This window comes from Cellulomonas sp. P4_H12 (assembly GCF_056400905.1).
The window spans coordinates 37,501-49,789 of the sequence record NZ_JBFUKJ010000023.1 but is presented as its reverse complement, the minus strand read 5'-3'; the positions used below and the strand labels follow the sequence as shown (position 1 = coordinate 49,789).

At 72.9% G+C, this 12,289-nt stretch carries 10 protein-coding genes; 3 read left to right on the top strand and 7 right to left on the bottom strand.

Annotated features, from left to right (window positions below; translation table 11 throughout):
• Positions 1-36 precede the first annotated feature (36 nt).
• Positions 37-282, bottom strand: coding sequence for a glutaredoxin-like protein NrdH (gene nrdH, locus AC1DQC_RS14200; RefSeq protein WP_370503192.1), 246 nt, complete (start codon positions 280-282; stop codon positions 37-39).
• Positions 283-815: 533 nt separating this feature from the next.
• On the opposite strand from nrdH, the gene AC1DQC_RS14195 reads away from it, so the two are divergent.
• On the top strand, positions 816-4,013 hold the full coding sequence (locus AC1DQC_RS14195) for a winged helix-turn-helix domain-containing protein (protein ID WP_477051894.1): 3,198 nt from the start codon (positions 816-818) through the stop codon (positions 4,011-4,013).
• 55 nt (positions 4,014-4,068) lie between these two features.
• Here the strand turns inward: AC1DQC_RS14195 and AC1DQC_RS14190 are convergent, their stop codons facing one another.
• From AC1DQC_RS14190 to AC1DQC_RS14170, 5 genes are all read right to left on the bottom strand, one after another.
• The gene (locus AC1DQC_RS14190; protein ID WP_477051893.1) at positions 4,069-4,911 is read right to left on the bottom strand and encodes an ABC transporter permease; all 843 of its coding nucleotides are present in this window, start codon (positions 4,909-4,911) and stop codon (positions 4,069-4,071) included.
• Positions 4,911-5,891, bottom strand: a complete 981-nt coding sequence (locus AC1DQC_RS14185) for an ATP-binding cassette domain-containing protein (protein ID WP_477051892.1) — start codon at positions 5,889-5,891, stop codon at positions 4,911-4,913. The genes AC1DQC_RS14190 and AC1DQC_RS14185 overlap by 1 nt, the downstream gene beginning before the upstream one ends.
• A gap of 121 nt (positions 5,892-6,012) precedes the next feature.
• Positions 6,013-7,191 (bottom strand): substrate-binding domain-containing protein, encoded by a 1,179-nt coding sequence (locus tag AC1DQC_RS14180; protein WP_477051891.1) that lies wholly within the window; start codon positions 7,189-7,191, stop codon positions 6,013-6,015.
• 32 nt (positions 7,192-7,223) lie between these two features.
• On the bottom strand, positions 7,224-7,874 hold the full coding sequence (locus AC1DQC_RS14175) for a flavin reductase family protein (RefSeq protein ID WP_477051890.1): 651 nt from the start codon (positions 7,872-7,874) through the stop codon (positions 7,224-7,226).
• Positions 7,867-8,961, bottom strand: a complete 1,095-nt coding sequence (locus AC1DQC_RS14170; protein WP_477051889.1) for a DUF1989 domain-containing protein — start codon at positions 8,959-8,961, stop codon at positions 7,867-7,869. Before AC1DQC_RS14170 ends, AC1DQC_RS14175 begins: the two co-directional genes overlap by 8 nt.
• Before the next feature lie 119 nt (positions 8,962-9,080).
• On the opposite strand from AC1DQC_RS14170, the gene AC1DQC_RS14165 reads away from it, so the two are divergent.
• Entirely contained in the window at positions 9,081-9,791 is a 711-nt protein-coding gene (locus tag AC1DQC_RS14165) for a GntR family transcriptional regulator (protein ID WP_477051888.1), read from the top strand.
• A 15-nt stretch (positions 9,792-9,806) separates the two neighbouring features.
• Here AC1DQC_RS14165 and AC1DQC_RS14160 read toward each other — a convergent pair whose 3' ends face one another.
• Positions 9,807-10,985 (bottom strand): aminotransferase class V-fold PLP-dependent enzyme, encoded by a 1,179-nt coding sequence (locus tag AC1DQC_RS14160; protein WP_477051887.1) that lies wholly within the window; start codon positions 10,983-10,985, stop codon positions 9,807-9,809.
• A 269-nt stretch (positions 10,986-11,254) separates the two neighbouring features.
• Here AC1DQC_RS14160 and AC1DQC_RS14155 point away from each other — a divergent pair, with 269 nt between their 5' ends.
• Positions 11,255-12,271 (top strand): LPXTG cell wall anchor domain-containing protein, encoded by a 1,017-nt coding sequence (locus AC1DQC_RS14155; protein WP_477051886.1) that lies wholly within the window; start codon positions 11,255-11,257, stop codon positions 12,269-12,271.
• The last annotated feature ends 18 nt before the right edge of the window (positions 12,272-12,289 follow it).

Sequence of the window (12,289 nt, the reverse complement as noted above, 5' to 3'; positions counted from 1 at the left end):
CGGCATTCGCCAGCGCCGGCCCGGGGAGTCTGCGTGTCAGGCGACCGCGGTCGCCAGACGGTCGGCCAGCGCCTTGATGCGGTCCGGGCGGTAGCCCGACCAGTGCTCGCCGTCGACGATCACGACGGGGGCCTGCAGGTGGCCGAGCGACATGACGTAGTCCCGCGCGTCGGCGTCCTCGCTGATGTCCACGACGGTGTACTCGGCGTCGAGCTTGTCGAGCGCGCGGTAGGTCGCGTTGCACTGCACGCACGCCGGCTTGCTGTAGACGGTGATCGTCATCGTGGGCTCCCCATGTCCTGTCTGTCCTGTCCGCTCGTCCTGCCTGCGGCGGCTCCCCCCGGAGCTCTCGCGAAGCGTTCTCTTCGATGCTTGTGGGCCCGTCTCCGGGCCGGATGCAGAGGCGGGACCGGGCTTCGAGCCGGACATCCACACCAGAAGTTCGTTCCCCACTGCGTCGTGACTAGACACTACACCTAGGGGTCCCACACGCAATGGACCACTAGGGGTTGTAGTGACAAGCGTGTCATTCTTCACCCTGTGGAGAAGTTCCAGGCTACCGCCGACCACTGACACGGCCCCCGACCAGCGTCGATACGGGGCCGTGCACAGGCGTCCACAGGCGCTCGCCCGGCGCCCACAGGTCGCTCCACATCGCAGTCCACACCCGCCGCGACCGATTCGTCGGGAATGCCGCGCCGCGACACGCCAGACGGTCCGGCGCGGGCCGTCGCGACATGCACCCGAACGGTCGAGAGGGCGGCGCGCGCGACCGGGGCGCCCGCCGTGTCGCCCCGGTGCGCGATGCTGTCCCCGTGCAGATCACGACGCTCGGGGCGCTCGCCGTCGACGGCCGCCCCGTCCGCGGCGACCGCCTGGTCGCGCTCGTCGGAGCACTCCTCGACGCCCGCGGCCGCGCCGTGTCCTCCGCGGCGCTCGTCGAGGACGTCTGGGAGGGCGTGCCGCCCGACGACGCCGCCGGCGCGGTGCAGGCGCTCGTCTCGCGCGCCCGGCGCCTCGGCCTCGCCATCGAGGCGGCGCCGGGCGGCTACCGGCTGCCGACCGACGGCCTGCGCATCGACGTCGTCGACGCCGAGGAGCTGCTGGCCCGCGGCCGCGACGCCCTGCGCGCGGGGGACGCGGCGCGCGCCCGGGACCTCGGCCGGGACGCCCGCGACCTGGTGCCGGCCGTCCCCGACCTGACCGACACGGCCACGGCCCACCTCCTCGCGGAGGTCGTCACCCTGCAGGCGCAGGCGGGCCTGGCGCTCGGCCAGGTGGACGACATGGTCGAGGACCTGCGCCGGTGCGCGCTGCGCACGCCGCCCGACGAGCCGCTCGTCGCTCTCCTGGTCCGCGTGCTCGCGGCCCAGGGACGCGACGCCGAGGCGCTCGCCGTGGTCGAGCAGGTGCGCGAGGAGCTCGCCGACCGCTACGGCACGGACCCGTCGCCCGTCGTCGCGCAGGCGCACCTGGCCCTGCTGCGCGGCGAGCTCGCGCCCGGACCGGCCAGGCTGCCGACCCCTGCCCCGCCGCGCGCGGTCCACATGCTGCCCGCCGCCTGGCGTCGCCCCGCGACGGCCCTCGTCGGTCGCGACGCCGACGTCGAGCAGGTGGAGGCCGCCCTCGGCTCGGCGGCGCTGGTCACGGTCGTCGCGACGGGTGGCGCCGGCAAGACCCGGCTCGCGGGCGAGGTCGCCCGGCGCGCGGTCGCCGCGGGCAGGTCCGTCCGGGTCATCGAGCTGGCCGGCCTGCGCGCACCGGCCGAGGTCCTGCCGACCGTGCTCGCGGCGATCGGCGGGTCCGACACGACGGCGGCACGCGCGGACCTGACCATCGACCGGCGCCTGCTGACCCCCGAGGACCGCCTGCGGCTGGCCGCCCAGGACCTCGACGGGCTGGTGGTGCTGGACAACTGCGAGCACGTGCTGGACGCGGCGGCGGTCGTCGTCGGCGACCTGCTGGGCGTCGCGTCCCCGGACGTCGTCGTGCTCGCGACCAGCCGGGCGCCGCTGGGCCTCGTCGGCGAGTCCGTGCACCGGCTGCGGACGCTGCCCGACGACGACGCCCTCGAGCTGCTGGAGACGCGCGCCCGGGCCGGTCGGGAGAGCGTCGGGTGGGACCCCGAGCGCGCGCTCGAGCTGTGCCACCGCCTGGACAACCTGCCGCTCGCGCTCGAGCTGGCGGCCGCCCGGCTGCGGTCGATGACCGTCGAGGACGTGCTCGACGGGCTCACCGACCGGTTCGCCCTGCTGGACGACGCGCTACGAGGACTGCCCGAGCGGCACGCGAGCCTGTGGGCGATGGTCGACTGGAGCCGCGAGCTGCTGGACCCGCCGGACCGCGACCTGTTCCAGCGGCTGGCGGTCATCCCCGCGCCCTTCACGGCGGAGACGGCGGTGGCCGTGGACGGAGGCGGTACCGCACCCACCGTGCGCCGTCGCCTGGCCACGCTGGTCGAGCAGTCGCTGCTCACCCTCGACGAGCAGGACGGCGGCCAGGCGCGCTACCGGATGCTCGAGACCGTCCGGGAGTACGGCGAGGCCCGGCTCGACGCCTCCGGGCACCGGGTCGACGCCATGACCGGCCTGGTCCGGTGGGCGGGCGCCGAGGCCGTCCGGCTGGCGGCGGGGTTCGTCGGCTCCGGGCAGGTCGAGTCCTTCGACCGGTGCGCCGCCGAGCAGGAGACCTTCCTCGCGGCGCTGCGCTGGGCCGTCGAGCACGGCGACGCAGCCGGCGCCGTGGACATCACCTCGGCGCTGTTCCACCTGTGGAGCGTGCGGGGTCTGCACGTCGAGGTCATCGAGTGGGCGAAGCGACTGCTCCTCGCCGACGACCGTGCCGCCCGCCGAATGTCGCCGTTGTTCGTCGGCGCGGCGTCCGGCCGCACCCTCCCGGACGCCGACCGCCTGGCCGCGACCTGCCTGTTCGCCGAGGTGAACGCGGGCGTGTCGGAGTCGATGCGGCTCGCCGCGCTCGCGTGGCGCGCGCTGCGGCTGGTGCTCGCCGAGCGACCGCACGAGGTGTCGGCGCGCATGACCGCGCTCACGGGCGCGATGCCGGCGCTCGGCTCCAACGACGTCGGCACCAGCCTGGTGGCGGCGGCCCGGCTCATGGCCAGCGGGGACCCCTTCCTGCACGGGCTGGGGCTGTTCATGCGGGCCGCGGTCCAGGAGAACGCCGGCGACGCGCTGCACTCCAGCGGCGACGCCCGCGAGGCCTATCGGCAGTTCGAGTCCATCGGCGACCACTGGGGCATGGGGATGGCCGCTCAGGGCGTGGGCCAGTGGGAGAGCGCCCGCGGCGGCGCGGACGCCCAGGAGTGGCTGGTCCGCGGGCTCCGGCACCTCGAGCTCGTCGGGGCGATGCAGGACGTCCGGAGCATCCGCGTCATGCTCGACGTCCAGCGCGCGCTCGAGGGTGACGACGACGCGCTGCGGCGGCTCCGCGAGGTGACCGCGTCGTCGCAGGTCGACGACGTCGACGCCGCGCAGGCCCTCCTCGGGCTCGCGCACGTCGCGTGGCGGGCCGGCCGGGCGGACGAGGCGCTCCAGGACGCGCAGGCGGCGTCCGCGCTCGTCGAGTCGATGTCCATCCAGCTCCCGCAGGCACGGATCTCGTTCCGCGTCGCGGCGGCCGTCGTCCACCTGCGCGTCGCGGGCGTCGACGCCGAGCGGCGGGCCGCGGCCGTGGCGCACGCCGTCGACCTGCTCTCGGACGCCACCCCCGAGGCGCTCGTCACCCAGGACATGCCCGTGCTCGGCGGGTTCGCGCTGGGCATCGCCGAGCTCGCGGCKCACCGCGGCGACGACGCCCTGGCGCGGGACCTGTGGTCGCTCGGCATGCGGCTGGGCGCCAACCTCGTGATGCTCTTCCAGCTGGGGATCTTCGGGCCCCTGGCCGACGTGCTGGGCGACGACGACGAGCGCGAGCGCCTGCTCGCGCAGTGGCGGGACGAGCCCCCGACGGTCGCCGCCGCCCGAATCCGAGAGCTGACCGCGGACGCCGCCTGATGGTGCACGAAGGGCGGCCCGGAGCTCCGGGCCGCCCTTCGTCGTGCGGGGTGGATCAGACCTTGCGGCGGTACGCCCGCAGGGCCAGCGGCATGAACACCGCGACCAGCCCGACGCACCAGGCCAGCGTGTAGTAGACGCTGTTGCCCATCGGCGCCCCGAGGAAGAACCCGCGCATCGCGGCGACCAGGTGGGTCAGCGGGTTCCACTGCACGAAGGTCTGCATCCAGCTGGGCAGCGTCGCGGCGGGGACGAACACGTTGGAGGCGAAGCTCAGCGGCATGATGATCAGGAACATGATCCCCTGCACGGCGCCGGAGGTCCGGACCTTCATGCCGACGAACACCGAGACCCAGCTCAGCGACAGGGCGAAGACGATGGCCAGCAGGCAGCCGGCGACCGCGCTCAGCGGGTCGGTGAGGATGCGGAAGCCCATCAGGTAGCCGACGACGAACGTCGAGACGATGACGATGACGTACCGGACGACGTCACCGATCACGGCCCCGACCAGGGGCGCCGGACGCGGGATGGGCAGCGACTTGAAGCGGTCGAAGATGCCCTTCTCCAGGTCGGTGTTGAGGTTCACGCCGATGGCGATGGCGCCCTGCGCGATGGTCTGGGCGAGGATGCCGGGGAGCAGGAACTGCAGGTAGGTCGTCGTGTCCCCCGCGACGGCCCCGCCGAAGATGTAGACGAAGATCACGAGGAAGATCGCCGGCTGCAGGGTGACGTCGATGAGCGCCTCGGGCGTCCGCCACGTCTTGATCAGGCTGCGCTTGGCCAGCGACAGCGAGTGCCGGACCAGCGGGAACGGCCGCTTCTTGACGGCGACGGCGGACGAGGGGGTGTTGCGGGGGGACCGCGAGGCGATCCCGGCGGGAGCGGTCGTGGTGGTCATCACGCCACCTCCTTCGTCTCGATGGTGTCGTCCTCGGACGCGGTCCGACCCGTGAGGGTGAAGAAGACCTCGTCCAGGCCGGGCAGGTGCAGGGAGAGCTCGGTCACGGAGATGCCGACGCTCGCCAGGCGGGAGACCGTGGCGGTCAGCGCGGAGTCGTCGGTCACCGGGACCGCGAGCACGCCCTTGCGGATCTCCTCGGCGCGCCCGTCGGAGGACACCTGCGCCAGGATCGTCGCGGCCTCCTCCATGCGCGTCAGGTCGGCCGGGCGGATCTCGAGGGTCTGACCGCCGACGACGCGCTTGAGGCCCTCGGGGGTGTCGTGCGCGATGACGCGACCGTGGTCGATGACCGTGATCTCGTCGGCGAGCGCGTCCGCCTCCTCGAGGTACTGGGTGGTGAGCAGCACCGTCGAGCCGTCCGTGACGAGCGAGCGCACGACGTCCCACATGTCCTCGCGCTTGGAGGGGTCCAGGCCGGTGGTCGGCTCGTCGAGGAAGATGACGTCCGGGCGGCCGACGAGGCTGGCCGCGAGGTCGAGGCGGCGGCGCATGCCACCGGAGTACGTCTTGGCGGGCCGGTCGGCGGCCGCCGTCAGGTCGAACCACTCGAGCAGCTCGGCGGCGCGGGCACGTGCGCCCGCCCGGCCGAGGTCGAGCAGCGTGCCGAAGAGCACGAGGTTCTGGCGTCCGGAGAGATCCTCGTCGACGGACGCGTACTGGCCCGTGAGGCCGATCGACTGGCGGACGCGCTCGGCGTCCTTCACCACGTCGTGGCCGGCGATGCGGGCGTGGCCGGCATCGGGGACGAGGAGGGTGGACAGGATGCGGACGGCCGTCGTCTTGCCGGCGCCGTTGGGGCCGAGCACACCGAGGACGGTGCCGCGAGCGACGGCGAGGTCGACGCCCTGGAGCGCCTTCGTCTCGCCGAAGTGCTTGACGAGGCCTTCGGCCTCGATCACCAGGTCAGCTGTTGTCATGGCTCCAGCGTGGCGGGCGCCGCTGACAGGGCGCCGACACGTGGCTGACACGCCCGTGTCGGCGCGACGTCCGAGCAGATGTCGGTCCTGACCTGCATCTGCTCGGACGTCCGCCGGGACCTCAGCTGTCGGCCGGCAGGCCGATGCTCGGGTCCAGGAACTCGTTGGTGAACAGGGCCGCAGCCGTCAGCCCGTCGGCCGGAGGCGTGCCGTCCGCGGTGAGGATCGGCGTCGTGATGTCGAGGATCTTCTGCACCCGCGCCTCGTCGAAGTCGCCGAGCGTGTCGTCCTCGCCGTTGCTGACGATGCCCAGGTCGAGCTGCTGCGTCGTGCCGTCGTCCGCCTGCCCGGCGTCGTAGACCCAGCCGGTGTTGAACTTCTCGACCGCCTCGACGACGAGCGCGTTGGCGGCGGCCGGGTCAGCGAAGTAGTCGACCGTCGCCTGCTGCACGACCGGGATGAGCTTCTTCAGGCAGTCGGCCTGCTTGGTGACGTCCTCGGTGCGGACCGAGAGGGCGACCGCGTAGAGCGGGTAGCCCGTGTCGGCGATCAGCTGGTAGTCGACCGGCTTGCCCCAGGACGGGAGCTCGTTCTGGTAGACGTACGGCTCGTCGGTGGCGAAGCCCTGCTGCGCGTCCTTGCCCTGCGCGGCGACGAAGTTCGCCGGGGTCCCGTCGTAGGAGCCGTCGATCTGGTCCTCGCGCAGCTGGCCCGAGCCGGTCAGGTACTCCATCCAGGTCGCGCCGGCGAAGTAGCGGACCGTGGCGTCGGTGTCCTTGAGGTCGGCGATCGCCTGGACGTCGGGGTAGGTGGCCGGGTCCCACATGATCATCCACGGCGCCTTCTCGAACGTCGCGAAGACCGCCGTGGTCGGCATCGCGACCGAGTTCTGCACCGCCTCGTCGGTGTTCACCCAGCCGAGCAGCACGTCCTTGTCCGCGTACATCTGCGACGGGACCGGCTGGAAGCCGATCGCCGGGCCGCCCGCGCGGACCTCGACGTCGACGCCCGTGTACTCGCCGTGGGCGTACAACGGGCCGCGGACCACCTTCGCGTCGGCGTCGATCGTCGGGTCCGGCCCGAGCAGCTGGTAGAGGCCGCCCTGCTCCGCCTGCGGGTTCCAGTCCGTCTGGATCACGACAGTCGCCGGGCACACGCCGCTCAGGTCGACCGACCCGATCGCCGCGTCGCTGCTGGTGGCGGTGGCGGCAGGGGTGTCACCGGCGCAGGCCGCGGCGGAGAGCGTCAGGGCGAGCCCGGTCAGGGCGGCCGCGCCGAGGCGCAGGCGGGAGATGGCCATGGGTGATTCTCCTTCGGGGACGATCGCGGTGGTCAGAGCTGGTCGATGTCGGTCGCCGACACGGGTGTGCCGGCGGCGTCGGAGGCGAGCGAGAAGCGGTCGCCGGTGGTCACGTAGAAGCTGGCGCCGAAGCGCCCGACGGGGTGGAAGTCCTGCAGCATCACGCGCCAGCGGTCGGTGTCGATCAGCCCGCTGGCCGCGTGCAGGTGACGGATGCGGCCCAGGTAGACCTGGCGGCTCGCGGTGAGGATCCGCTCGTGGACCGTGCACTCGAAGGCGACCGGGGCCTCCGCGATCCGGGGCGGCCGCACGCGGCGGGCCGGCGTGGGCGTGAGGCCGACCATCGCGAGCTCGTCGACGTCCGAGGGATAGGACCGACCGCACTGGTGCATGCGCGTGGCCATCGGCTCGTCGGGGATGTGCACGACGAACTCGCCCGACGCGTCCAGGTTGGCGGCGGTGTCCTTCTGCGCCCCGTCCTCCAGCCGGTTCACGCTGATCATCAGCAACGGCGGGTCCTCACCGACCATCCCGAACATGCTGAACGGCGCCGCGTTCACCACGCCGTCCGGGCTGACAGTGGTCACCAGAGCGATCGGGCGCGGCACGATGAGGCTGGCCATGAGCTTGTAGCGCTCGTAGGGGCCCAGGGCGTCGAAGTCGACGTCGAGCCCGTCAGCCATGCGTCGCGCCCCACCAGGTGAGCAGCACGTCCCGCAGCGCGGCGCCGTCGTCGTCGGCGTACCGCGTGGGGTCGCGGACCGTCGCCAGGTGGGTGACGTCCGCGTCGGTGAGGTCGACGTCGAGCGCGACCAGCCGCACCGGCGTCCTGGCGAAGGACGGCTCGTAGCCCGCCACCTTGCGCAGCGCCCGCTCCGTGCGGATGACCGGCTGGCGAAAGTCGGCCGGCGTGCGTTGCGTCGCGTAGCGCTGCAGCGGCGGCACGGCGTCGATCTCGGCCTGGGTCGTCGCCAGCACCTGGACCTTGACCGGGTCGAGCGAGAAGTTGCTGGTGCCCAGGATGTCGTTGCCGCAGATGTTGGGCACCGCGAGGACGTCGACCAGCGCGAGGAGCTCGACGTGGTCCCCCGGGGCCGTGGACTGGCGCAGGATCTCGGGCATGCCGTCGACGACCCGCGTCGCCATGAACAGGTTGAACGAGTCGTGCACGTCGTCCGGAGTCAGGCCGTACTCACGCTGCGCCTCCGCCTGGATGTCGGCGCAGTTGGTGTGCTCGGCGAAGCCGTGCATCGACTCGTACATGTTCGCGGAGCACCGCGGGAAGAGGGTGTCGTTGATGCCGGCGGTGTCGGTCTGCAGGTACATCAGCGCCCGCTCGCGCGGCGGCGCCGACCACAGGAACGTGCCCGCGCTCGGGTTGGTCCCGTGCAGGGTCCGCGTCCGCCCGACGTGCATGAACTCGCGGTAGTCGTGCAGGTTGAAGACGTTGAGGTCCACGCACTGGTCGCCGGTGAGCTGCTCGACGCGCAGGACCTGTCCGGCCCGCACCTCGAACGCCTTGCCCGTCCCCGGCTCGAGCACCATCTCGTGCACGAGCTCGCGCTCGGCGGGGACCGGAGCGTCCACGGCGTCCCACCAGGTCCACGGGCGGCCGGTCGAGCGCGGGTGCGGTCGGCTGACCACGGCGGTGGCGGACTCTCGCAGGGCGAGGCGCACGAGGGCCGGGGCGTCGACGGCCTCCCCGGCGGTGACTGAGGCGTCGACGAGCTCGAGCTGCTGCTCGGTGAGGTGGACGATGATCTGCGACATGCACTCTCCTTCGTATACCGAAGGAACGTACTTGGTATACCGACGACAACGGTTTCGTATGCGTCAATACTCGATTGCCGGCAGGTTTCGTCTCCGCATCCCCGTATACGGTGAGCGCCATGGACAGTCAGACCGCCGATGCAGCCGGAGCATCCCGGCCCGCCGACCGCGCCAACGCCGCGTTCCTGAGCCTGCGGTCCGCGATCGTCGAGGCCGCCCTGCCCCCGGGCACCCGTTTGCCGGAGGACCTGCTGGCACAGCAGTACGGCGTCAGCCGCACCCTGATCCGCGGCACGCTCGCGCGGCTCACCGCCGCCGGGCTGGTCGAGACCGGCAAGGCGAAGTCGGCGCTCGTGGCGGACCCGTCACTGACCGAGGCGAAGGAGACCTTCGAGGTCCGGCGCTGCCTCGAGCGCGATGCCGTGCGACGTATCGCGACCTCCTGGCAGCCCGCGATGGGCGCCACGCTGGACGCGCACGTCGACCAGGAGCTCGCCGCGGCCGCCACCCCGCGCCCTCAGGTGTCCGGCCGGCTCGGCGCCGAGTTCCACATCCTGCTCGCCGAGCTCTGCGGCAACGCCCTGCTCCAGCGGTATCTGAGCGAGGTCGTCTGGCGCTGCGCCCTGATCCTCGCGGTGCACGGTCGCGACCATGACCAGCGCGGGTCCGTCGCCGAGCACCGTCGGCTCGTCCAGCTGCTCGCCGCGGGTGACGCGGACGGCGCCGAGGCGCTCGTCGTGCAGCACATCGTCGCCGTGGAGGAGCGGACGCTCTCCACGGTCGACGATGGGGCCCAGCTGGACCTCGCCGCCGTCCTCCGCCGGTACTGAGGCGGGCGCGCCCGGTCAGCGCAGGGCGGCCAGCAGGCGGTCGAGCTCGTCGTCGGACGTGTAGTAGTGCGGGGAGGCGCGGACGACCTCCGTCAGGCCGCGGGCGCCGAAGTCGAGCTGGGCCGACGAGACTCGCGTGACGCTGACGTTCACGCCGGCCGCGGCCACCTGGGCGCGGACGTCGTCGGCAGACCGCCCCTCCACCGTGAAGGTGACGATGCCCGACCGCCGCACACCCTTGTCGCGCACGGTGACGCGCGGGACCTGCGCCAGGTCGTCGCGCAGGCGTGCCGCCAGCGCGGTGACCCGCTGCTCGATCGCGGGCAGCCCGATCCCGAGCGCGTAGTCGGCCGCGGCGCCGAGGCCGAGGTTGTCGGCGATCGACCGCTCCCAGGTCTCGAAGCGCAGCGCACCGGGCACGACCTCGTAGGTGGTGGCCGACGTCCAGCGCGCGGCGCCGAGGCCGAGGACCGGTGGGACCAGCCGGTCGACGATCCCGCGGCTCGCGTAGAGGAAGCCCGTCCCCCGCGGACCGCGCAGGAACTTGCGGCCGGTCGCAGCGAGCAGGTCGCAGCCGAGCTCCTCGACGTCGACGTCGAGCTGGCCGACCGACTGGCACGCGTCGAGCAGGAACGGGACGCCCGCCTTCCGGGTCAGGGCACCCACCTCGCCGGCCGGGTTGACCACGCCGCCGCCGGTGGGCACGTGGGTGAGCGCGACGAGCGCGACGTCGTCGTCCAGGCGGCGCTCGAGCCTGTCGAGGTCGACCTGGCCGTGCTCGTCGTCCTCGATCACCTCCAGCGTCGCGCCGGTGCGCTCACACGCCTGGAGCAGGCCGATCGCGTTGCTGATGTACTCGGTGCGCGCCGTGAGGATGCGCTGGTCGGGACGCAGGGCGATCGACGAGAACGCGACGTTCCACGCGGCGGTCGCGCTCTGGACCAGCGCGATCTCGTCGCGGTGGGCGCCGACGAGCGTCGCCACCGAGTCGTACACCGCCGCGACCCGCTCCTCGGCCTCCTCCTCGGCCTCGTACGGACCGATCTCCGCCTCGCGGCGCAGGTGGGCGATCACCGTGTCCGTCACGACGCTCGGGCGCAGCGCTCCGCCGGCGTTGTTGAGGTGGGCGACGTGGTCGACGCCGGGCGTGTCGCGGCGGGCCTTGTCGAGGTCGATGTCGAGGTCGGTCGTCACGGTCGCCGAGTCTAGGCAGCCGCCGCCGTCGACCCCATGGCCACCTACCAGGAAGTGGCTGCCCCAGCGGCGGCACCACACGCCGGCGCGGCCGCAGCGCGTATGACATCGGTCACCTCGTCACGCCGCGAGTCAGGAGGTCCCAGGAGGGAACGGACACCGGCCGGAGTCGGCGACGACGGTTCGGTCGGGGCTCTGCCTACCGGGTGCTTCCATGGAGCACTTCATTTGGACGCTTGTCCAGAACTCTGACTCCGAAAGGCCCTCCGATGCGGCGCACCCTCGCCCTCACGCTCGGCGCAGTCGCCGCAGTTCCCCTGACGTTCGCCCTCGCCGGACCCGCCGCCGCGGCCCCGAGCGGCTACGACGGGATCGCCACCGGCCCGCGCGCCTCGGCGACGGACGGCACCACTCGCCCGGCGTACTTCCGGTACGACCCGACCCTCGGCTTCTCGGTGTCCGACCTCGCGGCGGGTGAGAGCGTCACGTTCACGACGACCATCGCGGCGAACCCGAACGCTGCGCACTGGAAGAACCCGGCGGACTCGCAGGCGAACCTCTACGCCGTCGGCTTCCTGCGGGTCGTCGCCAGCGAGACCGTCGTCCAGGGCACGCCGCTGGCCAGCCCTGCGCACGACCAGGACCCGGTCATCTGGGGCCAGGACAACCAGGGCGCCGGCTCCGGCGTCGGCGGTATGGCGTTCTGCAGCAACGACAAGTTCTTCGTCGGCGGCGCCTTCGTCTTCGGGCCCGGTGAGCACTGCGTGCTGCCGAAGGACAACGCCGACGGCTCCGACATGGACCAGATCTCGACCGAGCGCTACACGGTCACGATCGCGGCCGACGGCACCTGGACGGGCACGGTCGTCCCGCTCGACGCGGCCGGCCATGTGGTGACGTCCTTCGTCTCGCTCGACGTGCCGCCCACCTACTCCGGCACTCTCCCCGGCGACGCCAGCACGGAGTTCGTGCCGTTCGTGCGAGCCCGCGCCGGCGCCTACACAGACTCGACGGGCCTCACGGACCCCGACGGCGCCTGGAGGATCGACATCACGAACAGCTCGCTCGTGACGCCGTTCGTCGCACCGGCGGCGCCCGCCGCAACACCGGCCCCGACGACGCCGGCACCGGCCGCCGTCACGCCGTCGCCGAGCGCCTCGGCCCAGGCCGCCGCCGAGCTCGCGGTCACCGGCTCGCAGAACGGCCCGACGGCCGCCGTGGCAGGCGCGCTCGTGCTCGCGGGGATCGGCGGCGTCCTGCTCGCCCGCCGTCGTCGCCGCGCCTGACGTTCGCACCCAGCACTG

What these genes read in the sequence shown, in the direction of transcription:
- AC1DQC_RS14175 (WP_477051890.1), bottom strand. Translation starts at nt 7,874, where the DNA reads ATGGCTGACGGGCTCGACGTCGACTTCGACGCCCTGGGCCCCTACGAG.
- AC1DQC_RS14170 (WP_477051889.1), bottom strand. Translation starts at nt 8,961, where the DNA reads ATGTCGCAGATCATCGTCCACCTCACCGAGCAGCAGCTCGAGCTCGTC.
- AC1DQC_RS14180 (WP_477051891.1), bottom strand. Translation starts at nt 7,191, where the DNA reads ATGGCCATCTCCCGCCTGCGCCTCGGCGCGGCCGCCCTGACCGGGCTC.
- nrdH (WP_370503192.1), bottom strand. Translation starts at nt 282, where the DNA reads ATGACGATCACCGTCTACAGCAAGCCGGCGTGCGTGCAGTGCAACGCG.
- AC1DQC_RS14185 (WP_477051892.1), bottom strand. Translation starts at nt 5,891, where the DNA reads ATGACAACAGCTGACCTGGTGATCGAGGCCGAAGGCCTCGTCAAGCAC.
- AC1DQC_RS14155 (WP_477051886.1), top strand. Translation starts at nt 11,255, where the DNA reads ATGCGGCGCACCCTCGCCCTCACGCTCGGCGCAGTCGCCGCAGTTCCC.
- AC1DQC_RS14190 (WP_477051893.1), bottom strand. Translation starts at nt 4,911, where the DNA reads ATGACCACCACGACCGCTCCCGCCGGGATCGCCTCGCGGTCCCCCCGC.
- AC1DQC_RS14165 (WP_477051888.1), top strand. Translation starts at nt 9,081, where the DNA reads ATGGACAGTCAGACCGCCGATGCAGCCGGAGCATCCCGGCCCGCCGAC.